This window comes from Nigerium sp. (assembly GCF_039811905.1).
In the GTDB taxonomy this organism is placed as follows: Bacteria; Actinomycetota; Actinomycetes; order Propionibacteriales; family Propionibacteriaceae; genus Propioniciclava.
The window spans coordinates 1-24,374 of sequence record NZ_JBDHZL010000018.1; the positions used below are offsets into that span (position 1 = coordinate 1).

Sequence of the window (24,374 nt, forward strand, 5' to 3'; positions counted from 1 at the left end):
CGACCCAGGCCGACATGAATGCCGGCTCGGTGACGAACACCGCCACCGTGACGGCGACGAACCCGCGCGGGGCGTCCGTGACCGACCCGTCGACGGCGCCCGTCCGGGCGACCCAGAGCCCGGCCCTGACGCTGGACAAGACGGCGTCCCCGGCCACCTACAACAGCGTCGGCGAAGAGATCACGTACACGTTCGTCGCGACGAACTCCGGCAACGTGTCGCTGACCGGCGTCGCGATCACCGACACGCTCGCCGGGCTCTCGGCGCTGGCGTGCGACGCGCCGACGCCGGCGTCCCTCGACCCCGGTGGACGCCTCACCTGCACCGCGACCCGCAAGGTCACCCTCGCCGACCTGGACGCCGGCTCGGTCGCCAACGACGCGCAGGTCACCGGCACGAGCCCGTCGGGGACGACGCTCGCACCCGTGCACGACGCTGCCTCCGTGACCGCCGAGCAGAACCCCGACCTCTCGTTCACGAAGACGGCGTCCCCGATGACGGTCTCGCGCGTCGGCGAGCTCGTCACCTACACGTTCACGGCCACGAACACCGGCAACGTGACGCTGGCGAACATGTTCGTCTCCGACGGGCTGGCGGGCGTCTCGACGCTGTCGTGCGGCGCCCTCAGCGGGCCCGTCGCGCTGGCGCCGGGGGAGACGAAGACCTGCACGGCGACCCGCGCGACGACCCTGGCCGACCTCAACTACGGGTCGGTGACGAACGCGGCCCGGGTCACGGCCGAGCGCCCGGGCGGCAACACGGCCGACCCGTCGGACGACCTCGTCCGGACGGCGGCTGTCACCGTGAACGCGGCCCAGAACCCGCAACTCAGCCTCGCCAAGACCGGCGATACGACGAGCTTCACGGCGGTCGGCCAGCGCATCCGGTACACGTTCACCCTCACCAACACGGGCAACGTGACGATGAGCGACGCCCGCATCGCCGACCCGCTGCCCAACCTGTCCGCCCTCACCTGCGCCCCCGCCCTCGGCGCGACGCTCGTGCCGACGGCGTCCATGAGCTGCACCGGCACCTACACCGTGACGCAGGACGACCTGGACGCCGGCTCCATCGCCAACACGGCCACCGCGACGGCCACCCCGCCGAGCGGGACGCCGGCGTCGGCGACCGCCTCCTTCCTCGCGAACGCCGAGACCGCGCCCGCGCTCGACCTGGTGAAGTACACCGACCAGCAGAGCTACGACGCGGCCGGCCAGGTCATCGACTACCACTTCGACACCACGAACACCGGCAACATCACGATCGAGAACGTCTCGGTCGTCGACACCCTCGCCGGCCTCTCGGCGATCAGCTGCGACTCCCCGGCGCCGTTCACGCTGGCCCCCGGGGCCACCATGGCCTGCCGGGCCACCTACACGACCACGCAGGCCGACGTGGACAACGGCTCGATCCCGAACTCGGCGACGGCGACCGGGACCGACACGGCGGGGCAGGCCGCTCAGGACACGGCGGCGACCACGCTGACCGCGGACCGATCGCCGTCCATCGACATCGTCAAGACCGCCGACGTCTCGACGTTCTCGACGGTCGGGGTGCCGATCACCTTCACGAAGACGGTGACGAACACCGGCAACGTCACGCTGCACGACCTCACGATCACCGACCCGCTCGTCGGGCTCACCCAGCTCGGCTGCGACGACACGACGCTCGCGCCGGGCGCGGTGACGGTGTGCCGCGGCCGCTACGAGACCCGGCAGTCCGACCTCGACACCGGCGCGGTCGCCAACCAGGCCCACGCGTCGGCGCTCGACCCGACCGGGGCGACCATCGTCGACGAGAACAGCCTGCGCATCCCGGCGGTGCAGAACCCGTCGCTGTCGCTGACGAAGTCGGTGTCGCCGGACGTCGTCAGCGCCGTCGGGCAGACACTCACCTACACGGTGGTCGCGACCAACAACGGCAACGTCACGTTGGGCAACGTCGTCATCACCGACCCGAAGCCCGGCCTCAGCAACTGGACCTGCGACAAGAACGGCCCCGTCTCGCTCGGGCCCACCGAGACCAAGACCTGCACCTCGACGTACACCGTCACGCAGGCCGACCTGAACGCCGGCTCGATCACGAACACCGCGTCCGAGACGAGCACCGGGCCGAACGGGCAGGCGTTGCCGCAGCAGACGGCGTCCTCGGTCGCGACCGTCACGCAGACGCCCAGCATGAGCGTCACCAAACTCGCCGACCAGCAGACCTACTCGACGGTCGACCAGGTCATCAACTACACGATCACCGTCGCGAACACGGGCAACGTGGCGCTCACGAACGTCACCCCGGACGACCCGCGGGTCGGCAACGACAACCTCTCCTGCACGCCGGCCGCCGGAAGCCGGCTGGAGGCGGGGGCGTCCATGACGTGCACCGGCTCGTCCGCGGTGACGCAGGCCGACATCGACGCCGGGACGCTGACGAATACGGCGTCGGCGTCCGGGCAGCCGCCGACGGGCGCGGCGGTCTCGGGGACGGACTCGGTCACGCTGTCGGGGCAGGCGTTCCCGCGGCTGGCCCTGGACAAGTCGGCCGACGTGACGTCGGTGAGCGCCGCCGGCGACGTCGTCACCTACAGCTTCCACCTGACCAACACCGGCAACATCAGCCTGAACGACGTGGCCGTGACCGACCCCCTGCCCGGCCTGTCGGCCATCGACTGCCCGACGGCGTCCCCGCGCTCGCTTGCCCCCGGCGAGTACATCACGTGCACCGCGACCTACCAGGCCACGCAGGCCGACGTGGACGCCGGACGCATCGGCAACACGGCCACCGCCACGGCGACCGACACGCGCGGGAACGCGACGGAGGCGTCCGACAGCGTGAACGTGGGGGTCGTGAAGAACGCGGCGATCCAGATCGTGAAGACTGCGAACATCGACTCGTTCGCGCAGATCGGCGTCGAGGTCCTGTTCACCAAGACGGTCACGAACACCGGCAACGTGACGCTGCACGACCTCACCATCACCGACCCGCTCGTCGGCCTCACCCAGCTCGGCTGCGACACCACGACGCTGCTACCCGGTCAGGTCACCCAGTGCCGCGGCCGGTACGTGACCAGCCAGGCCGACCTGGACGCCGGCTCGATCCGTAACCAGGCCCACGCCGCGGCCCTCGACCCGGACGGGGCCAGCGTGGTCGACGAGGACAGCCTGACGATCCCCGCCGTCCAGACCCCGCACCTGACGATGACGAAGACGGCGTCCGTCGACACCGTCTCCGCGGTCGGGCAGGTCATCACCTACACCGTGGTCGCGACCAACGACGGCAACGTGTCGCTCGGCAACGTCTTCATCCAGGACCCGAAGGCCGGCCTCACCAACTGGACGTGCGACAAGCCCGGACCCGTCTCCCTGGCCCCCACCGAGACCAAGACGTGCACCTCGACCTACACTGTGACCCAGGGCGACCTGAACGCGGGCTCGATCGTCAACACCGCTCGCGACACCAGCACCGGACCGAACGGCCAGGCGCTGCCGCAGCAGACCGCGACGGCGACCGTCGGCGTGACGCAGACGCCCGCCATCGCCGTGACGAAGGTCGCCGACCAGTCGGTGTACAGCCAGGACGGGCAGGTCATCAACTACACGGTCACCGTCGACAACACCGGCAACGTCGGGCTCGACAACGTGCAGGTGGACGACCCGATGCTCGCCGGCGCCCTCACCTGCACCCCGGCGATCGGCAGCCGGCTCGAAGCCGGGGCGCGCATGACGTGCACCGGTGCGCACCGGGTCACGCAGGGCGACGTGGACGCCGTGAGCCTCGTCAACACCGTCAGCGTCACCGGGACGCCGCCCGCCGGCGCCGCGCCGACGGCGTCCACGGACCTGACGATCCCGTCGTCGCATCAGCCGGGGCTCACGCTGGAGAAGCGGTCGGGTGCGCACACGTACTCGCGCGTGGGGGAGACGATCGCGTTCGAGTTCGTCGCGACCAACACCGGCAACGTGACGCTGATCGGCCTGGCGCTCACGGACGCCCTCGCCGGCGTCAGCGCGCCGAGCTGCCCGGAGACGACGCTCGCGCCGGGGGCGTCCGTGACGTGCACGGCGAGCTACGTCGTCACGCAGGTCGACCTGGACGCCGGCGTCCTCGACAACGCCGCCACGGCGACCGCCACCGACCCGGACGGCCGGGCGGCGTCCGCCGACGGGACGACGTCGCTGACCGCCCTCACGAACCCCAGCCTGTCCTTCGACAAGACCGCGCTCACGCCGACGGTCTCGCGGGCCGGGGAACTCACCCGCTACCAGTTCGTGGTGACGAACGACGGCAACGTGTCGGTGTCGAACGTCCAGCTGGCCGACAGCCTGGAGGGCATATCGGCGTTCGACTGCGCGCCCGCACTCGGCGGGACGCTCGCGCCCGGCGCGACGATGACGTGCACGGCCGAGCGGGCGGCCCGACAGTACGGGATCGACAACGGCCACATCGACAACACGGCGACCGTGACGGGCACCGATCCGGCCGGCAACGCCGTTGCGCCGGCCAGCGACAGCGCCCGCATCACCGTCGAGCAGAACCCGGCGATCACGCTCACCAAGACGCCGTCGGTGAGCACGTTCGACGCCGTCGGCGACCAGATCACGTACACGATCGTCGCGACGAACACCGGCAACGTGACGCTCGGCAACGTGTTCGCGTCCGACCCGCTGCCCGGCATGACGAACTGGACGTGCGACCGCTCCGGGCCGATCTCGCTCGCGCCCGGCGAGGCCAAGACGTGCACCGGCACGAAGACCGCCACGCAGGCCGACCTGGACGCCGGCTCGATCATGAACACGGCCCGGGTGACCAGCCAGCGTCCGGACGGTTCGGCCATGCCGGTCGTGACGGCCCCCGCCGTCGTCTTGGCGGAGGTGACGACCGGCCTGACGCTCTCCAAGACCGCCGACCGCACGCGCGTCGCCGCGGCGGGCGACACGATCACCTACACCTTCGACGCCCACAACACGGGCACGGTGACGATCAACGACGTCCGGATCACCGACCCGCTGGCCGGGCTCTCCGAGCTCACCTGCAGCCCGCAGCTCGGCGGCTCGGTCGCCCCCGGCGCCGCGATGCACTGCACGGCGACCAAGACCGTCACGCCCGCCGAGATGGACGCCCCGACGATCGACAATCACGCGACGGTCACCGCGACCGGGGCCAACGGCGCGGCCCTGTCCGCGGAGGCCTCCGCGACCGTGATCCCGGTGCACCAGCCCAAGCTGACGGTGACGAAGACGGCGTCGGCGGCGTCCGTCTCGGCGGTCGGCGACCCCCTGACCTACACGATCGTCGTCGCGAACACGGGCAACGCCCTGGTCAACGACGTGTCGGTCGCCGACTCGCTGCCGGGGCTCTCCGCCCTCAGCTGCGACCGTCAGGCGCCCGTGACGCTCGACGTCGGCCAGTCGATGACGTGCACGGCCACCTATTCCACGACGCAGGCCGACCTGGACGCCGGCTCGGTCGTGAACACCGCGACGCCCGCCGGCACCGATCCGAACGGTGACCCGGTCACGCTCGAGCCCGGCTCGGCGACGGTGCCGGCCGAGGCGAGCCCTCAGCTCACGCTCAACAAGACGTCCCCGACGGCGCTGGTCGCGGCGGTCGGCGAGCAGGTCCGCTTCGACTTCGCCGTCCGGAACACCGGCAACGTGGCGGTCGGCAACATCGCCGTCGACGACCCGGTCGCGGGCCTCGGCGCGATCACGTGCGACGCGGCGTCCCCGATCTCGTTGGCGCCCGGCGCGGCCGTCCATTGCTGGGCCGACTACACGGTCTCCCAGGACGACATGAACGCCCACCGTGTCGTCAACACCGCGACCGTCGGGGGCACCCAGCCCAACGGGACGGCCCTCACACCCGCGCAGCAGGGGCGCGACGAACTGACGATCCCGACGGACAGCCGGGCCGAACTGACGCTGACGAAGACGGGCGACAAGACCCAGGTGTCGAACATCGGCGAGGTGATCGGCTACACGCTCGTCGTCCGGAACAGCGGCAACGAGACCGTCACCCAGGTCAGCCCGACGGACGCCAAGCCCGGCGTCACGATCACGAGCTGCGACCGGACGCTGCCCGCCGCGTTGCAGCCCGGCGACGTCCTGACCTGCCAGGCGAGCTACACGGCCACCACGGCCGACTTCGACGCGGGCGCGATCACGAACACGGCCTCGGTGGACGGGGCGACGGCGCTCGGGCAGCGGGTGCCGGCGTCCGCCTCGTTCACGGTGACGACCGATCAGTCCCCGCAGGTGTCGCTGGTGAAGCAGGCCGACCGGACGACCGTCTCGCGGGTCGGCGACACCATCACCTACACGGTCGTCGCCACGAACACCGGCAACGTGTCGGTCACGGACTTCAACATCCTCGACACGCTGCCGGGGCTGACCCAGCTCGGCTGCACCCGCCCGATGCCCGCCACGCTGGCCGTCGGGGAGACCGTGACGTGCACCGGCTCGTACAGCGTCACCCAGGCCGACCTGGACGCCGGCACGATCATGAACACCGCGTCCGTCGCCGGCGACCCGGCCGGGCCGGAGCCTCTGCCCGCGACGACGGCGTCCGAGGTGGTGCAAGCGCAGCAGTCGTCCGGGATCGACCTGGTGAAGACCGCCGACGTCACGACCGTGGACGCCGTCGGCGACCCGATCAACTACACGCTCAGCATCACGAACACCGGCAACACGACGCTCACGAACGTCTGGCCCGACGACCCGATGCCCGGCATCGTCCCGAACGGCTGCACCCCGGCGCCGGGCTCGGCGCTCGCGCCGGGAGAGACCATGACGTGCACCGCGACCTACCTGACGACGCACGCCGACCTGGAGGCCGGGGCCGTCCGCAACACCGCGGCCGTCCGCGCCGACTCACCGACCGGCCTCGTCACCGACACGGACGCCGCGAACGTCACCGCGATCTACGCGCCCGCGATCTCCCTGACGAAGTCGGTGAGCGCGCCCACGAACTGGGTGGCCGGGGCCACGCTCGAGTACTCGTTCACCGTGACCAACGTCGGCACGATGACGGCGACGGCCGTCGCCGTGGCCGACCCGCTGCCCGGCATGACGACGCCGACCTGCCAGGCGACCACGCTCGAGCCGGGGGAGTCGACGACCTGCACGGCGTCCTACGTCACGACGCAGGCCGACGTCGACCGCGGCCGCGTCGACAACACGGCAACCGCGACAGCGTCCGAGGTGACCGGGCAGCCGTACCGGCCCGTGTCGGCGTCCGCCGCGACGACGACGACGCTGCAGGGCTCGATGACGCTCGACAAGACCGTCGCCGAGAACAGCTACGCCGCGGTCGGTGACGTGCTGCACTACACCTTCGTCGTCCGGAACACGGGCCCGGTCTCGCTGTCGGGCCTGGCGGTGAGCGACCCGCTGCCGGGCATGTCGGCGGTGAGCTGCCCCGACGGCGGGGGGCTGCTTCCCGGCGCGACGATGACCTGCACCGCCAGCTACACGGTCACCCAGGCCGACCTGGACGCCGGCTCGGTCGCCAACCAGGCGACCGCGCGGGCGGTGGACGCCCACGGCAACCGCGTTCCGGACGCGACCGATGGTGCGGTGGCCGCGGCCGCGCAGGCGCCCGCGCTCGCGCTGACGAAGACGCCGAACGTCACGTCGGTGGACGGCGTGGGTGAGCGGGTCGGCTACACGTTCGTCATCACGAACACCGGCAACGTGACCGTGACGGACGCGCGGATCACGGACGCCGTCGCCGGCGTCACGCTGACCGGCTGCACGGCGGCGTCCATCGCGCCGAACGAGACGTTCTCGTGCACCGGCACGTACACGGTCACGCAGGCCGACATGGACGCCGGGACGATCCGCAACGCGGCGACGGCGTCCGCGGGGTCTCCGGCCGGGCCGGTGACGTCGCCGGAGGCGTCCAGCAGCGTGGGCGTCGAGGCCAACCCGGCGATCACGCTCGACAAGACCGCGAGCACCGCGACCGTGGCGAACCCGGGCGACGAGGTGACCTACACCTTCGTCGCGCGCAACACCGGCAACGTGACTCTCAGCGGCGTGACCGTCGTCGACCCGAAGGCGGGCCTGTCCGCGCTCGACTGCGCGCAGCCGGCGGTCCTGGCGCCGGGGGCGTCCCTGACGTGCACGGCGCGGTACACGGTTCCGCAGGCGGAGTTCGACACCGGGACCATCGCGAACGCGGCCACGGTGAGCGCTGAGGCGCCGGGCGGGGACCCGGCGTCCCCCGCCGACGACGTGACCGCCCGCGCCACCGTGACGCTCGACACCACGCCGCGCGGGTCCCAGACGCTCAGCAAGACGGTCAGCCCGACGGTGGTCCAGAAGGCCGGCGACCCCGTCACGTACACGTTCGTCGTGGCGAACACCGGCAACGTGACGCTGCACGACATCACGCTCGAGGACCGGTTGGCCGGCCTGTCGCCCTACCAGTGCGACGCCGACACGATCGCGCCGGGGGCGTCCACGACGTGCACCTCGACGTACGCGGCCCTGCAGGCCGACATCGACCGCGGCTCGTTCACGAACACGGCGACGGTCGTGGCGACGACGCCGGCAGGCGTCCGGACGGCTCCGGCCACCGCCAGCGCCACCGTCACCGCCCCGTGGAGCCCCAAGCTCGACCTCAAGAAGACCGCCGACCACCAGGGCGTGACCCAACTCGGCGAGCAGGTCAAGTACACCTTCATCGGGACGAACCTGGGCAACGTCACCGCGAACGTCGTGACGGTCACCGACCCGAAGCCCGGCCTCAGCCCGCTCGACTGCTCACCCAGCCTGCCCGCCGTGCTGGCGCCGGGGGCGAACATCATCTGCTCCGCGACGTACACCTTCCAGCAGTCCGATCTGGACGCCGGTTCGATCGCCAACACCGCGACGATCACCGGTCAGGACCCGGCCGGGAACCCGATTGCGCCGGCGTCCGCGAGCGAGGTCGTGTCGGTGTCGGCGAACAACCAGCTCGTCTTGGAGAAGAACGCCGACACGACGACCGTCGCGAAGGCCGGCGACCCGATCCACTACGTGCTGAAGGCCACCAACCGCGGCAACCAGAATCTCACCGACGTGAGGATCTCCGATCCACTGGCCGAGGGGGCGGGGGCCGCACTGAATTGCACGCCGACGAACGGCGCCCGGCTGGAGCCCGGCCAGGCGATGGTGTGCCAGTTCGACTACCAGGCCACCCAGGCGAACGTGGACGCCGGCTTCGTGACCAACACCGCGTCGGCGTCCGGGTTGCCGCCCGGGACGACCGAACGCGCGGCCGCCGACGACGCCACGGCGACCGTGGTGATGCCGGTCGACCCGTCGGTGACGCTCACCAAGGAGATCGATGGGCCGACGACGGTCTCGGGCCCGGGGACGGTCTGGTACCGCTTCACGATGACGAACACCGGCAACGTGACCGCCCACGCACCCACGATCACGGACGGGATGACGAGCCCGATCGTCTGCCAGGCCGGGCGGCCGGCGTCCGTTCCGACGGCAGCGGCGCTGCCGGCGACGCTGGCTCCGGAGGCGTCCGCGACGTGCTGGGCGGCGTACGAGGTCACGCAGGGCGACATCGACCGTGGCGTCCCCCTGGTGAACCGGGCGACGCTGAGCGCCACCTACACCGAGCAGAACCCGGTGGACCCGACGAACCCGGGGCAGGTGGCCATGGCCGCGGTGAACGCCGAGGCCACGCTGGGCGTGACCAGGACGCCCGGGCTCACGTTCGACAAGGCCGTCGATCCCACCTCGGTCTCCGCGCCCGGCGAGGCGAGGTACACGTTCGTCCTGCGCAACAGCGGCAACACGACGTTGAACGCGGTGACCCTCACTGACCGGCTCCCGGGGCTCTCCGCTCTTGACTGCGGGGACGCCGCGACGGCGCCCGCGGCGACGCTGCGGCCGGGGGACACGGCGACGTGCACCGCGACCTACCAGGTCACGCAGGACGACATCGACGCGGGCTCGGTCCTCAACACCGCCACCGTGACGGCCGATCCGGAGGGCGGCCCCGACGGCGACACGATCACGTTGAGCCGGAGCGCCACCGTCACGGCCGAACGACAGGCCGCCCTGACGCTGGACAAGACGAGCCCCACGAGCCAGATCACGGAGGTCGGCCAGGAGGTCCCGTACGCGTTCGTCATCACGAACACCGGCAACGTGACCCTGAGCGACGTCACGCTGGCCGACGCGCTCCCGGGCCTGCCGGAACCCACGTGCGACGGGGAGGGCGACCTCGCGGTGGGCGGCGTCCGGACGTGCACCGCGACGTACACCGTGACCCAGGACGACCTCGACGCCGGATCGCTCGTGAACACCGCGACCGCGCGGGCCGGGGGCCCGGACGGCATGCCCGTCACCGCCGACACCGACTCGGGCGCGATCAGCGCGATCGCGCCCGCCGACGCCACCTTCGGCAAGCGCGCCGCCGTGGCGGACAGCAACGGCAACGGCCTGGCAGACCCGGGGGAGACGATCCAGTACACGCTCACGGTCGAGAACACAGGCTCCCGGACGCTCACGGGCGTCCGGGTGACCGACTCGCTGCCGGGCCTCACCGCCGTCAACTGCCCCGGCGGGCAGCCGGCGCGCATCGCGCCAGGGGACGTCCTGACCTGCACGGCGTCCTACCGGGTGACGACCGCCGACCAGCAGAACGGGCTCGTCACGAACCTGGCGACGATGCAGTCCGACCAACTGGACGCCCGGACGGCCAGCGCCATCACCGCGATCGCCGCGGCCCCGGCGCAGCCGACCCCCACCCCGACCCCCGGGCCGACCCGCCGACCGCGGCCGCCCATCCTGCCCCATACCGGAGCGGGGGATCCCACGATCCCGCTCACGATCGCGGCGATCGCGCTCCTCGCGGGCCTGGTCGTCCTGTTCGCCCGCCGCAGGCGGAACGATGAAGATGAAGGAGATTGATGAACACGAAACGGCTGATCGCATCCCTCGGCGTCACCGGGCTCGCGCTGAGCCTGGGAGCCTGTTCGGGCTCACCCGCCCCGACCCAGCCGACGGCCACACCGACGGCGGCGTCCACGGTGAAATCGACGCCGCTGCCGACGGTCCCGAACCTGGGGAAGACGGTCCAGGGCGTCGTGAAGGACGTCCAGATCACCGAGTGCCCGACCACCAAGGGTGAGGTCACCGCCAAGGGCAAGGCGAAGAACAGCGCCAAGGAGGCCCGTGACCTCTCCGTCATCGTGATCTGGCTGAAGAACAACTCCGGCGACCCGCTGGGGTCGGGCATCGCGGTGCTGAAGGGCGTCCCCGCCGGCAAGACCGTCGACTGGAGCGTCAAGGCGAAGGTCGTCGACCAGGCAGACCGCTGCGTCCTGAACGCGCAGGCCGGGCAGCTGCAGGCGTCCGCGAGCCCCTCGCCGACGCGCACGAAGTAGCCGTCCGGACGCCGCCCCCGCGGGAGCATCGCTCCCGCGGGGTCCTGGCGTGCGCCTGCGCCGGGGCCCCGCGGATTTGGGCGGCCCCCGGGCGGATGCTAGAGTGAGCAATCGCGCCCGCAGTGGGCGCGTACCCGTTTCCACCTCAAACACGAAGGCTTGCCCGTGGCGAACATCAAGTCCCAGAAGAAGCGGATTCTCACCAACGAGAAGGCGCGGCAGCGCAACAAGGCCGTGAAGTCCGCTCTGCGCACCCACGTGCGTAAGTTCCGGGAGGCGGCTGCGGCCGGCGACGTCGACAAGGCTCAGGAGCTGTCCCGCGTCGCATGCCGTGCCCTCGACAAGGCGGCCAGCAAGGGCGTCATCCACAAGAACCAGGCCGCGAACCGCAAGTCTGCGATCGCGACCCGGGCTGCCGCTCTCTGACCGACCGCAACGTCGTCTCGCCCGCCCGGGTCGAGGCGACGTTTAGTTGTGCCCGGACCCGGGCGTGAGACGATGGGCGTCCCTCACCGAGGGCACGTCCCCGCAGCGGCGGAAGAGAGTGAATGAGCGCACCCAGGCCCGGCAGCACGCCCCCGCAGAGCATCCGGAACTTCTGCATCATCGCCCATATCGACCATGGCAAGTCGACGTTGGCCGATCGCATGCTGCAGCTCACCGGGGTCGTCGACGAGCGCATGATGCGCGCCCAATACCTCGACCGGATGGACATCGAGCGCGAGCGCGGCATCACGATCAAGAGCCAGGCGGTGCGCATGCCGTGGCAGGTGAACAGCTCCGACTATGTGCTCAACATGATCGATACGCCCGGGCACGTCGACTTCACGTACGAGGTGTCGCGGTCTCTCGAGGCGTGCGAGGGCGCGATCTTGCTCGTGGACGCCGCGCAGGGCATCGAGGCCCAGACGCTGGCGAACCTCTACCTGGCGATGGCCGCCGACCTGCAGATCATCCCGGTGCTCAACAAGATCGACCTGCCGAGCGCCCAGCCCGAGAAGTACGCCGCCGAACTCGCCGGCCTCGTGGGTTGCGAACCCGAGGACGTGTTTCGCGTGTCGGCCAAGACAGGCGAGGGCGTCCGGGAACTGCTGGACGAGATCGTGCGGGCCGTCCAGCCGCCCACCGGGGTGAAGGACGCCGCCGCCCGCGCTCTCATCTTCGACTCCGTCTACGACGTCTACCGCGGCGTCGTGACGTACGTGCGCGTCGTCGACGGGGAACTGTCGCACCGCGAGCGCATCCTCATGATGTCGACCAAGGTGACCCATGAGGTGCTCGAGGTCGGCGTCATCAGCCCCGAGCCGACGCGCACGGACGCCCTCGGCGTCGGCGAGGTCGGCTACCTGATCACCGGGGTGAAAGACGTCCGGCAGTCGCGGGTCGGCGACACCGTGACGTCGGCGTCCAAGCCGGCCGACGAGGCCCTCAGCGGCTATCAGCACCCCAAGCCGATGGTGTACGCCGGCATCTACCCGATCGACGGGGCCGACTTCCCCGAGCTGCGGGAGGCGCTGGAGAAGCTGCAGTTGAACGACGCGGCGCTGACGTACGAGCCGGAGACGTCCGGGGCGCTGGGGTTCGGGTTCCGCGTGGGCTTCCTCGGGCTGCTGCACATGGAGATCGTCCGGGAGCGGCTGGAGCGCGAGTTCAACCTCGACCTCATCTCCACGGCGCCGAACGTCGTGTACCGCGTCGTCATGGAGGACGGGACGGAGCACGTCGTGACCAATCCGTCCGAGTACCCCGAGGGCAAGGTCGCCGAGGTGTACGAGCCGGTCGTGAAGGCGACCGTCCTGACGCCGTCGGACTACATCGGCACCGTGCTCGAACTCTGTCAGGCGCGGCGAGGCGTCCAGACGGGCATGGACTACCTGTCGGAGGACCGCGTCGAGATCCGGTACACGTTGCCGCTCGCCGAGATCGTGTTCGACTTCTTCGACGCCCTGAAATCGCGCACCAAGGGCTACGCGTCGCTCGACTACGAAGAGTCGGGGGAGCAGTCGGCGAACCTGGTGAAGGTCGACATCCTGCTGCACGGCGACCCCGTGGACGCCTTCAGCGCGATCGTCCACACCGACGCCGCCTACAGCTACGGCCTGGCCATGGCGAAGAAGCTCAAGGAACTGATCCCGCGTCAGCAGTTCGAGGTGCCCATCCAGGCCGCGATCGGAGCGCGCGTCATCGCGCGCGAGACCGTCCGGGCCATGCGCAAAGACGTGCTGGCCAAGTGCTACGGCGGTGACATCACCCGCAAGCGGAAGCTGCTGGAGAAGCAGAAGGAGGGCAAGAAGCGCATGAAGATGGTCGGGCGCGTCGAAGTCCCCCAGGAGGCGTTCGTCGCCGCGCTCTCCACGGGGGAGTCGCGGGAGAAGAAGTAGGACGCCGCGGCCGGCGGCGTCCCTAGCCCGGCAGGCCGTCGAGGACGGCCTTCGTGCCTGACAGCCCCAGCCGGGTGGCGCCCGCGTCGATCATGGCCAGGGCGGTTTCGGCGTCCCTGATGCCGCCGGACGCCTTCACGCCCAGCCGCCCGCCCACGGTGTCGGCCATGAGCTTCACCGCATGGAAGCTGGCCCCGCCCGACGGGTGGAAACCCGTGGAGGTCTTCACGAAGTCGGCGCCGGCGCTCTCGGCGGCCTCACAGGCGGCGACGATCTCGTCGTCGGTGAGGGCAGCGGATTCGATGATCACCTTCAGGATGGTCGGTTTCGGCGCCGCCAGCCGGACGGCCGCGATGTCGTGCGCGACGCCCGCCCAGTCGCCCGCCTTCGCCAGCCCCAGGTTGATGACCATGTCGACCTCGTCCGCCCCGCGGGCGACCGACTGCTCGGCGTCCACGGCCTTGGCCTCGCTGGAGACCGCACCCGACGGGAACCCGCACACGGTCGCGATCTTCACCCCGCCCCGCGGCTGCACTGGCAGCAGGCTCGGGGAGATACAGATCGAATAGGTGCCCAGGGTGACCGCCTCGTCGAGGAGGGCGGCGACCTGCGCGGGCGTCGACTCCGGCTTGAGCAGGGTGTGGTCGACCATGCGGGCAACGTCAGTACGGCTGGGCATTCAACTCTCCTTTCCGGCGCCGGCCGGCCACTGGGGCAGGAACAGCACCTTGGAGCTCACGACCGTGCGCTCCTTCATCTGCTTCACGAACGGACCCACCTGCTCGATGGGCAACTCGTGCGTGATCATGAACTCCCACTGAAGCTCCCCGGACGCCAGCTTCTCGACCGTCGTGGTCCATTCTGCGCCTGGGAAGGGGGCGGAGAACGAGTTCCACGCCCCGATCAGGTTGATCTCGAGGCGCATGAAGCGCGCGAAGTTGTCCTTCCCGAACTCGACCGGCCGATTAGGGATGCCGATGAACACGTAATCGCCATGGCGAGCGGTCAGCGCCACGCCGGCGTCCTCGATCGTCGGGACGCCCGTCGTGTCCACGACCACGTCGAAGCCCCGCCCGGCCACCTCGAGCGCCCGCTCGACGGAGGTGGCGGTGCTCGTCGCGCCCACGGACGCCGCCAGCGCACACTTCTCGTCGTTGACGTCGACCGCGAGGATCTCCGACGCCCCCGCGATGCGCGCCCACTGAACGGCGAACAGCCCGATCGGGCCGCCCCCGCCCAGCACCGCGACGCGGTGGCCGGTGCGGAGCTTGGTGCGCCAAAGGGCGTGCAGGGCGATCGCGGCCGGGTCGACCATGGCGGCGGCTCGCGGATCGAGCTGCTGGGGAACCCTCAACAGCAGGTTGGCCGGGCCCGCCACGTAGTCGGCGTAGGCGCCGTCCCGCCGCGAACCGTAATAGTCGTAGTCCTCGCACAGGGAGAACTCACCCTGGTGGCAGGGGTCGCAGCGGAAGCACGGCAGCATCGGCGGCACGGTGACGAGGTCGCCCACCCGGAGGTCGGTGGCGGTGCCCTCGGGGATCTCGGCGACCCACGCGGAGAACTCGTGGCCGCAGATCGTCGGGAAAGCGTAGGTGCCCTTGACGAACATGCGGTCGAGATCAGAGCCGCACACGCCGCAGGCCGCCACCCGAAGCAGCACCTCGCCGGCGGCGGGGACGGGACGGGGGACGTCCTCGAAGCGGACGTCCCCCACCGCGTGCAGCACGGCCGCCTTCATCGTGGCGGCCGTCATCAGGCTTTCTGCTCCTCGTGCAGGGCGATGTCGTGCAGGAGGCCCTTCATCACCGGGTAGCTGTCGATGTACTTCTGCAGGTAGAAGCGGTACTCGTCGTGGGCGGACTGGCTCGGCTCGATGGTCCTGACGACACGCACCATCTCGTCGGCGGCCTGCGGCAGGCTGTCGTAGATGCCGGCGCCGACGGCCGCGATCATGGCGGACCCGAGAATCGGCCCCTCGGTGACGTCGGTGATCGTCAACGGCAGGTTGCACACGTCGGCATGCATCTGCATCCACAGGGAGCTCTTGACCGGGCCGCCCGAGACCACGATCTCCTCGGGCGCGAACCCGTACTGGCGCATGAGCCGGAAGATGTTCTCGGTGCCGAAGCAGATGCCTTCGATGATGGACCGGTACAAGTGGCCTTCGGTCTTGCCGAGCGTGAGGCCGGCGAAGACGCCACGGCTGTGGGGATCAACGTAGGGGGAGCGGTTGCCTTGGAAATGGTCGAGCAGGATCAGCCCGTCGCTGCCGATCGGCACCTCCTCGGCGAGCTTGTTGAGCTCGTCGTACACGTCGGTGCCGTTGGCCTGGGCGGCCTGCGTCGCCTTGAGCGCGAGGGTGTTCTTGAACCACGAGACGACCGAACCGGTGGACGCCTGCCCGGCCTCCAGCGTGTACTCGCCCTCGATCACGGCGTCGGTGTAGGAGCCCCACAGGCCCGGCGCGTACACGGGCGTGGCCGACTGGGCCAGCATCACGTGGGACGAGCCGGTGATGAGCGCCAGCTTGCCCGGTGCGACGACGCCGAGGCCGACCTGGCCCGCGTAGGCGTCGATGATGCCCTCGGCGACCGGAGTGCCCTCCTTGAGGCCCAACTCTTCGGCGGCCTGCTTCGACAGTCCACCGACGACGTCGCCGACCGGCAGCAAGCGTGAGGGGAACTTCTCGAGCACGTCGGAGGCGTCCGCCTTCTCGTACAAGCTGGTGGGCCAGCCGCGGTCGTAGAAGTACTTGCCAGCGGCGTGATTGATCGACATCGTCCACTCGCCGGTGAGCTTCTTGGTGAGCCAGTCGGTGCAGTCGGCGACGTACGCGGCCTTCTCCCAGACGTCGGGCTCGTTGTCCTTCAGCCACATGACCTTCGGCAGCCCCCACTCGGCGGAGACAGCGCCCATGCCGGAGTACTTCAGCGCCGGATCCATCGTGCGGGCCAACTTGGTGGCCTGCGCGGACGCCCGGACGTCCATCCAGAGGATCGCGGGGCGCAGGTGCTGGCCGTCGGCGTCCATCGCGACGACGGTCGCGCTCGTGGAGTCGAGGGAGATGCCGGCGATCGCCTCAGGCGGCAGTCCGGACGCCTGCATCGCCTTTGACACAGATTCTTTGATACACCGCCACCATTCGTCGGGATCCTGCTCGGCGCGGCCCGCACGAGGGTACTGGGTGTCCCACAGGACCGCATGGGTGCCGAGGAGCTTGCCGTGCGGATCGAAAATGCCGACGCGGGCGCCGCCGGTGCCCATGTCGATGCCCACCAACGCGAGTTCGGTCACGTCCTTCTCCCTCTTCCTTGAGGATTGCGGACACCACGAACCAGTGCCCTCTAAAGGCGTGACTCTAGTTATCACCCGGTGTGGGGGGCAGGGGGACGACCCCCAAATCAGGTGGACATCCGTTCACATGCGACGCCACGACTGCACGGAGAGACGTGTGCGACGCTCCGACGTGGAATCGAGCCACCAGGCGGCGGCCAGACCGCCGAGCGCGCCGCCGAGATGCGCTTGCCAGGAGACGCCCGGCACGCCGGGCAGCAGACCCCACAGGACGCCGCCCCACAGCGCGAAGATCACCAAGGAGAGCAGGATCTGGCGGGCGTCCTTGGAGAAGATGCCGCGGGCGAGCAGGTAGACCAGCCAGCCGAAGATCAGGCCGGACGCCCCCGCGGTCACGCTTCCAGGCGGGCTGATGAGCCACGCGAGCAGGCCCGAGCCCACCACCGAACTGCCGGTCGAGATGAGCCAGCGGCGAAGGCCGCCGAGCAGCACGACGACGCCCAGGACGAAGAACGGAACCGTGTTGGCGATCAGATGGCCGAAGCCGAAATGGATCAGCGGAGCGGTGAGGATGTTCGGAAGGTCGGAGACATCGCGCGGGCTGACGCCCAGCCGGTCGAGCGCGCCGCCGGTGAAGAGGTCGAGGATCTCGATCACCCACAGCAGCGCGAGCCCCAAGCCCATGAACTGGGACGCCCCCTTCACGGTGCGAAGACGGCGAGCCGGTGGCGACGGCGGGACGGGGCGGGCTGGGTACAGCGAGCTCATGACGTCCAGTCTGCCTGGCGGAGGCAACCGGCGGGGAAGGACTGGGCGTGTGTCCCGTGCCAGCATGACGGGTCTGTCGCCCCGGACGCCTCGCTCTCGGTGGGTGGGCCGGCGACGGGTCGGACCTGAATGGGGCCCGAGGCCGCCGCTAGGGTGAAACCTATGCAGGCAGACATCGGCATCATCGGCGGCTCAGGCTTCTATTCGTTCTTCGATCAGGCGGAGAAGGTGGAGGTCGACACGCCGTTCGGCGCCCCGTCCGCTCCGCTGTCGGTGGGGGAGGTCGCGGGTCGCCGCGTCGCGTTTCTGCCGCGCCACGGCGAACGGCACCAGTTCGCGCCGCACAAGGTGAACTACCGGGCGAACCTGTGGGCCCTCCGCTCGGTGGGGGTGCGGCAGGTGCTCGCACCGTGCGCGGTGGGTGGCCTGCGCCGGGAGTTGGAGCCGGGCACGTTCGTCGTGCCGGACCAGGTCGTTGACCGCACCTATCGCGCGGGCCACACCGTCTGGGAGGCGGAGGGGCCGGTCGTGCATGTGCCCTTCGCCGACCCCTATTGCCCGCGCGGACGCGAGGCGCTGTTGGGGTCCGCATCCGAGGAGACGCCCCTGGTCGATGGCGGGACCCTGGTCGTCATCAACGGCCCGCGGTTCAGCAGCCGGGCGGAGTCGCAGTGGCATGCCGCAGCGGGGTGGTCGGTCGTGGGCATGACCGGCATGCCGGAGGCGTCCGTCGCGCGCGAGTTGGCCCTGTGCTTCGCGACGGTGTGCATGGTCACTGATGCGGATGCCGGCCTCGAAGGCGAAGAGGGCGTCACTCACGCCGACGTCCTCGCCGTGTTCGAGAACAACATCGAGCGCCTGAAGGCGATGCTTCTTCGGACGATTGCCGCCATGCCGACCGGCGACTGCGCGTGTCAGCACGTGCTGGACGGCATGAAGTTGCCCTTCCCGCTGCCGTGAGCCCGTCGGCCCTGCCCGACGGCGAGGCCGCCCCCGAGGACGGTGCGTTGCCGGCGTCCGCAGCCGCGGAGCTGCACCGCCGCGCGCTCGGGGCCTACGTGCATGTGCCGTTCTGCGCCACGCGGTGTGGCTACTGCGACTTCAACACGTACACGGCGGCCGAGTTGGGCGCCGAACCGGGCGACGCCCGGACCTCGTATCTCCGCGCACTCGCTACGGAGATCGACGTGGCGGCTCGGACGCTGACCGGCGCTCCTCCGCTCAGCACCGTCTTCTTCGGTGGCGGGACGCCCACGACGTTGGCCGTGGACGACTTCGCGTCCGTCCTGGGTCGGCTCCGAGCGAGGCTGGGGATGGCCGATGACGCCGAGGTCACGACCGAGGCGAATCCCGACTCCGTGACCGAACAGTCACTCGTCGGCCTGCGCGAGGCGGGCGTGAACCGCATTTCTTTCGGGATGCAGAGCTCGGCGCCGCATGTGCTGGCGACGCTTGAACGCACCCACACCCCGGGGCGGGCGTTGCAGGCCGTCCGATGGGCGCGCGCGGCGGGCTTCGACTCCGTTTCGCTGGATCTCATCTACGGGACGCCCGGCGAATCGCTCGATGACTGGCGCCGATCGCTTGATGACGCGCTGTCCGTCAACCCTGACCATGTGAGCGCGTATTCGCTCATCGTGGAGGACGGGACGCGGCTGGCAGCCCAGGTTCGCCGTGGCGTCCTCCCCATGCCCGACGAGGACGACCTCGCCGACAAGTACGTCATCGCCGACCAGAAACTCTCCGCGGCGGGCCTGGATTGGTACGAGGTCAGCAACTGGGCGCGTCCCGGCCGGGAGTGCCGGCACAACATGGCCTACTGGACCAGCGAGAACTGGTGGGGGTTCGGCCCCGGGGCGCACAGCCATGTCGGCGGCGTCCGCTGGTGGAACGTGAAGCGTCCTCGCGCCTACGCCGCTCGTCTCCTCACGGATGCGTCTGCTCCCGGCTCGCCTGCTGCGGCGCGCGAAGTCCTGACCGACGCCGAGCGACGTGAGGAGCGCGTGTTGCTGGAGCTACGCCTCGCCGACGGGCTGCCCGTCGACGTGCTTCGGCCGACCGAGCGGGCACGCATCCCGGACGTCGTCACGAGCGGTCTCGCCGTCGAGTCAGCCGGACGCCTCCGGCTGACTCAGCGTGGGCGCCTCCTCGCGGACGCCGTCATTCGCGATCTCCTGGATTGAGCAGCGCCCTCGACGCGCTGCTGCTGAGCCGTCGGGCGGAACCGTCGTCAGCGAGCCCTCCGGAACCGCACGTGCACGCGCGGACGCTGCGCGGCGTCCACCGAGCGCGGCGGCAGGATCTCGGCCGGCCGCCCGCGCGGCAGCCGGACGCGCCATCGATCGGCCCACGGGTCGTGGCTCGGCTCGACGATGCCGTGGTGGTGGGGGCACAGCAGCACGAGGTTGTCGAGCGACGTCGGCCCGTGGGCCCACCACGGAACGATGTGGTGGGCCTGGCAGGCGGCCGGCGCCTTCTCGCAGCCGGGAAACACGCAGCCTCGGTCGCGGGCGGCGAGTGCCACCCGGATCTCGGGCGAGACCAGCCGCTCGGCGCGCCCCTGGTCGAGCACCTCAGACTCGCCACGCATCACGACGGGCAGCACCTCACAGTCGCACAGCACCTGCCGAAGCGCGGAGGGGGCGATCTCGTCACCGGTGTCCAACATGCCCCGCAATGGCGCCACGTCGCGGGCGGAGGCCAGCATCGCCTCGTGTTGCACCATCACCACCGCCCGCGGCCGGTCGCCGCCGTGCCTGGGGGCGCGTTGGTCCTGCTGGTGGGCGTCCACCATGGCCATCAGGCCGTCGGCCCGGCGCATGCCCGGGGTGACCCGAGGTGCATCGGGGGCTCGAACCTCGCCGCGTGGCTCGGCCGCGGCGTAGGCGTCCACGATCTTCATGAAGGGGGCCGCCTCCGCGACCGGGAGGCTTCCTCGGATCAAGATCGAGCCTTGGTGATCGGGCACGAAGGCCAAGTACCGCGTGCGCAGCGCGAGTTGCCGTTCGCGTTCGAGCCGAACGGCTTCCGACTCTTCCGCCACCTCGGGCGCCACCAGTTCCAGGAGCCGGCCGTTCAACCGGCGCAGCTCGGTGGAGTTGTGGTCGGCGGCGAACTCCACCATCAGGCTCTCGGCCTGCCGGACGCGCTCTGCCGACAGGGTCTCCGGCAGCTTGGCGAGGACGCCGGTGATCGCGTCCGCCTGCGCCGGGATCACCTCCCCGGACGCCGCCGCCGCGCCCACGACATCGAAGCGCTGGAGCTGACGCCCTGTCGAGACGAGGCGCGACGCCTCACGATGTGTGAGCCGGACGACCTCCGCCAGCCACGTCGACAGCGAGGTGCCGTGCGCCCGCCAGGCCGCATCACTGGCATCGACTCGTTCGGCCAACCGCGCGACCCAGGCATGCAACCGCGCCTGCGCGCGCAGCGAGACGTCGAGCAGCGCCAAGAGCTCCTCGTCGGAGCCGCTCGGTGACCGCTCCGCGAGGGCCCCCAACGCCGCCTCGATGACCTCGACCACCTGGTCGTCAGGAAGCTGCCCGTACCCCTCCACGCCCACCACCATGGGCATCCAGCCCCCATTTCTGTCACCCATCGATACATCCGCATATTTCTGGGCGGGCTTTCCCTCCGCGCTCCCCGGAACGGCGTCGGAAAGCTGTCGGACGGGCGTCCTAGGGTGGGTGACCGTGAATCGCTATTCGGGAGACGTGCTGGCCAAGGGCTGGCAGCGAGCCAATCGGCGGGCTGCGACGCCCACGCCGGTGGGGCGCGACATGGTGCTGGAAGAGCCCACCTCGGGGTTCGTCGGTGCGGTCGTGGCGTGGGAGAACGGGCTCGTGGTGTTGGAAGACCGGCGCGGGAAGCGCCGCAGCTTTCCCTTCGGGCCGAACTTCTGGCTCGACGGTCAGCCGATCGACCTCACCCCGCCCGCGCGGCGCGCAGCCACCGAGCGCGACGAAGCCCAGCGGTACAACCGCACGCACACGGCGTCCGGATCGCTGGCCGGGCCGGCCGAGCAGGCGAAGGTCGCGTTGCCCAGTCGGATCTACGTCGAGGGCCGCCACGACGCGGAGCTCGTCGAGAAGGTCTGGGGTTCCGACCTGCGGCACGTGGGCGTCGTCGTGGAGTACCTGGGCGGTATCGACGACCTGCCCGCCATCGTCGACGAGTTCGCGCCCGAGCGTGGGCGACGCCTCGGGGTCCTGGTCGACCACCTCGTGCCTGGGTCCAAAGAGTCGCGCATCGCGCAGAAGGTGACCGGCGACTATGTCTTCGTCACGGGCCACGAGTTCATCGACATCTGGTCGGCCGTGAAGCCCGAGCGACTGGGGCTTCGCTCCTGGCCAGTCGTCCCTCGCGGGCAAGATTGGAAGTCGGGCATCTGCGCCGCGCTGGGCTGGCCGCACGCGAACCAGTCCGACATCGCGCGGGCCTGGCGCCAGATTTTGGGGAGGGTCACGTCGTGGAAGGATCTGGAGCCGGGGCTGTTGACCGAGGTCGAGAAACTGATTGACTTCGTGACCGAAGACCACCTCGACCGGGAGGGCTGATGCTCACCGCCAGCGTCACTGATGCGATCGTCGACGTTTCTGCCCGCCTCGTTGTCCCGCGGTTCCGCACGCTCAAGGTCGACCAGATCGAACAGAAGCACCCGGGCGACCTGGTCACCGTCGCCGACAAGGAGGCCGAAGCCGAGCTCACGGAGATCTTCCGTGCGGGCGATCCCGACGCCCTCGTCCTCGGCGAGGAGGCGGTGTTCGCCGACCCGTCGCTGCTCGACGGATTGCCGACGGCTGAGCACGCCTGGGTGATCGACCCCGTCGACGGCACGAACAACTTCGCCCGAGGGTCGGCCGACTTCGGGGTGATGGTGGTGGAGTGCCGGCGAGGCGATCCGGTCCGCTCGTGGATCTGGCAGCCCATCCACGATCGCATGTTCATTGCGGAGGCCGGCGGGGGCGTCACGCTCAACGGGGAGGCGTTGGCTCCCTTGCCGGAGCCGGGGCGTCCGCTTCGTGCGGCCGCGCCCAAGAGCCTGCGGCACAACGATCTGTCGGGATTTCTCCTGCGCCCCACGGCTCGCTCGTGTGCGATCGACTACCCACACGTCGCGCTCGGCGAGCTGGATGTGCTCTGCTACCGCAGCCAGAACCCGTGGGATCATCTGCCCGGCGCGCTCCTGGTCTCCGAGCTCGGTGGGCGCGCCGCCCTGCACGGCGGGGACGCCTATCGCGCCGGTCGGCACGGCGTCCTGCTGCTGGTGGCGGGCAGCCCGGATGCCTGGCAGGCGGCCGACGACGCCCTGGTTACGCCGGACTGGCTGAACGGGCACCCGCGACGGGTGTGACGCGCCCGTAGGTGAGGCGCCTCAAGACCGCCTCGAACGGCCCGCGCGCGCCGCGCCGAGCCAAGGCGAGCGCGAGCGGCAGCGACCCGCACCAGACAGCGGTGGCGATGAGCGCGGCTGCGAGCGAGTTCACGTGGGCTCCGACGCCGAGGCCCCAGGCCGACATCAGCGGAGCGAGCACGATCGACTGCAGCAGGTAGAAGGTGAGCGAGCGGCGTCCGACGGCCTCGACGGCCCGGCCGAACCAGCCGAGCACCTCGCCGACGTGCGCGGCGATGAGCCCGATCGCTGCGGCGTAGCCCAGCCCGCCGGCGACGCCGGTGAGCATGGCGACGCCCACGAACATCCAGGGTGCTTCTGGCGGGGCCACCCGGACGCCCACCTGATGCAGCCCGTCGGGCAAGGCGCCGAGCCACGCGACGGCGATGCCGAGGACGGCGGTGGGCCACAGCAGGCGTCGGTGTCGGCGCGGCTCCTCGAGGACGCGGTGCCGCGCGGCCAGCCATCCGAGCAGGATCGCGACCGGGACGGCCATGCCGACCAGGCCCTGACCTGGCGTGATGAACGCCCAGAACGCCAGCCGGGCGGGGATCGTCGCGAGGTAGTCGGGGGAGCCCCCGACCGCGGCCGCGCCCCAATCCGCGCTCGCCGTCGCGTCGCCGCTGCCGGCGAGGAAGAGGCCGCCCGCCACCATGGAGGCGGCGAACCCGGCGAGCACCAGCGCGAAGACCCCGGCCCAGATGGCCACGGTCTTGTCCCGCCGTCGGAAGAACAGGGCGACGAGCACGAGGCCCGCCAGCCCGTAGGCCCCCAAGACGTCGCCGGCGAACAGCAGCGCGGCGTGGACGAAGCCGAATCCGATCATCGCCCAGTGGCGGCGCCGCAGCATGGTCCGCACGCCGCGCTCGTCGAACCCGCGGGCAGCGCGGCTCCGCGCGAATTGCATCATGCCGTAGCCGAACAGAAACGCGAACATGGGGTAGACCCGCAGGTCGACGGCGATGGCGATGGCGGCGCGGGTGATCTGGTCGGCGTGCGTGCCTCCCGTGGGGTGGGCGCTCAGGGTGTCGTGCCCGCCGCCCCACAGGTGGTAGGGCGTGTTCGCCAACGCGATGAAGAGCAGCATCGTGCCGCGGGCGAGGTCGGGCGCAAGGGCCCGTGGTGGGGCGGGGGTGGGGGTGGTCACCGGGCT

Annotated in this window: 14 protein-coding genes; 8 read left to right on the forward strand and 6 right to left on the reverse strand. The window is 70.6% G+C overall.

Going from position 1 to position 24,374, the window contains the following annotated elements; translation table 11 throughout:
• Nucleotides 1-29 precede the first annotated feature (29 nt).
• The 4 genes from WMJ97_RS05460 (at nucleotide 30) to lepA (ending at nucleotide 13,767) form a co-directional block, all read left to right on the forward strand.
• Nucleotides 30-10,910, forward strand: a complete 10,881-nt coding sequence (locus WMJ97_RS05460; protein WP_347347962.1) for an LPXTG cell wall anchor domain-containing protein — start codon at nucleotides 30-32, stop codon at nucleotides 10,908-10,910.
• Nucleotides 10,910-11,386 carry a hypothetical protein gene (locus tag WMJ97_RS05465; RefSeq protein ID WP_347347963.1) on the forward strand — a complete coding sequence of 159 codons (477 nt, stop codon included), beginning with the start codon at nucleotides 10,910-10,912 and terminating at the stop codon, nucleotides 11,384-11,386. Before WMJ97_RS05460 ends, WMJ97_RS05465 begins: the two co-directional genes overlap by 1 nt.
• A 165-nt stretch (nucleotides 11,387-11,551) precedes the next feature.
• Nucleotides 11,552-11,812 (forward strand): 30S ribosomal protein S20, encoded by a 261-nt coding sequence (gene rpsT, locus WMJ97_RS05470; protein ID WP_347347964.1) that lies wholly within the window; start codon nucleotides 11,552-11,554, stop codon nucleotides 11,810-11,812.
• Between the two features lie 122 nt (nucleotides 11,813-11,934).
• A complete protein-coding gene (gene lepA, locus WMJ97_RS05475) occupies nucleotides 11,935-13,767 on the forward strand; it encodes a translation elongation factor 4 (protein ID WP_347347965.1) in 1,833 nt (610 codons plus the stop codon).
• Between the two features lie 22 nt (nucleotides 13,768-13,789).
• Here the strand turns inward: lepA and deoC are convergent, their stop codons facing one another.
• The 4 genes from deoC to WMJ97_RS05495 all read right to left on the reverse strand — a co-directional run bounded on the left by deoC (nucleotide 13,790) and on the right by WMJ97_RS05495 (nucleotide 17,829).
• Nucleotides 13,790-14,446 carry a deoxyribose-phosphate aldolase gene (gene deoC, locus WMJ97_RS05480; RefSeq protein ID WP_347347966.1) on the reverse strand — a complete coding sequence of 219 codons (657 nt, stop codon included), beginning with the start codon at nucleotides 14,444-14,446 and terminating at the stop codon, nucleotides 13,790-13,792.
• On the reverse strand, nucleotides 14,447-15,520 hold the full coding sequence (locus WMJ97_RS05485; RefSeq protein WP_347347967.1) for a galactitol-1-phosphate 5-dehydrogenase: 1,074 nt from the start codon (nucleotides 15,518-15,520) through the stop codon (nucleotides 14,447-14,449).
• The gene (locus WMJ97_RS05490) at nucleotides 15,520-17,061 is read right to left on the reverse strand and encodes an FGGY-family carbohydrate kinase (protein WP_347347968.1); all 1,542 of its coding nucleotides are present in this window, start codon (nucleotides 17,059-17,061) and stop codon (nucleotides 15,520-15,522) included. The genes WMJ97_RS05485 and WMJ97_RS05490 overlap by 1 nt, the downstream gene beginning before the upstream one ends.
• 123 nt (nucleotides 17,062-17,184) lie before the next feature.
• Nucleotides 17,185-17,829: a rhomboid family intramembrane serine protease gene (locus WMJ97_RS05495; RefSeq protein ID WP_347347969.1), complete on the reverse strand. Its 645-nt coding sequence runs from the start codon at nucleotides 17,827-17,829 to the stop codon at nucleotides 17,185-17,187.
• A 162-nt stretch (nucleotides 17,830-17,991) separates the two neighbouring features.
• Here WMJ97_RS05495 and WMJ97_RS05500 point away from each other — a divergent pair, with 162 nt between their 5' ends.
• Nucleotides 17,992-18,789 (forward strand): S-methyl-5'-thioadenosine phosphorylase, encoded by a 798-nt coding sequence (locus WMJ97_RS05500; RefSeq protein ID WP_347347970.1) that lies wholly within the window; start codon nucleotides 17,992-17,994, stop codon nucleotides 18,787-18,789.
• On the forward strand, nucleotides 18,786-20,012 hold the full coding sequence (hemW, locus tag WMJ97_RS05505) for a radical SAM family heme chaperone HemW (protein WP_347347971.1): 1,227 nt from the start codon (nucleotides 18,786-18,788) through the stop codon (nucleotides 20,010-20,012). Before WMJ97_RS05500 ends, hemW begins: the two co-directional genes overlap by 4 nt.
• 47 nt (nucleotides 20,013-20,059) lie before the next feature.
• Here hemW and WMJ97_RS05510 read toward each other — a convergent pair whose 3' ends face one another.
• The gene (locus WMJ97_RS05510; RefSeq protein ID WP_347347972.1) at nucleotides 20,060-21,403 is read right to left on the reverse strand and encodes a DUF222 domain-containing protein; all 1,344 of its coding nucleotides are present in this window, start codon (nucleotides 21,401-21,403) and stop codon (nucleotides 20,060-20,062) included.
• A 112-nt stretch (nucleotides 21,404-21,515) separates the two neighbouring features.
• On the opposite strand from WMJ97_RS05510, the gene WMJ97_RS05515 reads away from it, so the two are divergent.
• Both WMJ97_RS05515 and WMJ97_RS05520 read left to right on the forward strand, forming a co-directional pair.
• Nucleotides 21,516-22,385, forward strand: a complete 870-nt coding sequence (locus tag WMJ97_RS05515) for a DUF3097 domain-containing protein (RefSeq protein WP_347347973.1) — start codon at nucleotides 21,516-21,518, stop codon at nucleotides 22,383-22,385.
• Nucleotides 22,385-23,182: an inositol monophosphatase gene (locus WMJ97_RS05520; RefSeq protein ID WP_347347974.1), complete on the forward strand. Its 798-nt coding sequence runs from the start codon at nucleotides 22,385-22,387 to the stop codon at nucleotides 23,180-23,182. Before WMJ97_RS05515 ends, WMJ97_RS05520 begins: the two co-directional genes overlap by 1 nt.
• Here the strand turns inward: WMJ97_RS05520 and WMJ97_RS05525 are convergent.
• Entirely contained in the window at nucleotides 23,142-24,368 is a 1,227-nt protein-coding gene (locus WMJ97_RS05525) for a DUF418 domain-containing protein (RefSeq protein WP_347347975.1), read from the reverse strand. The genes WMJ97_RS05520 and WMJ97_RS05525 overlap by 41 nt on opposite strands.
• Between the last annotated feature and the right edge of the window lie 6 nt (nucleotides 24,369-24,374).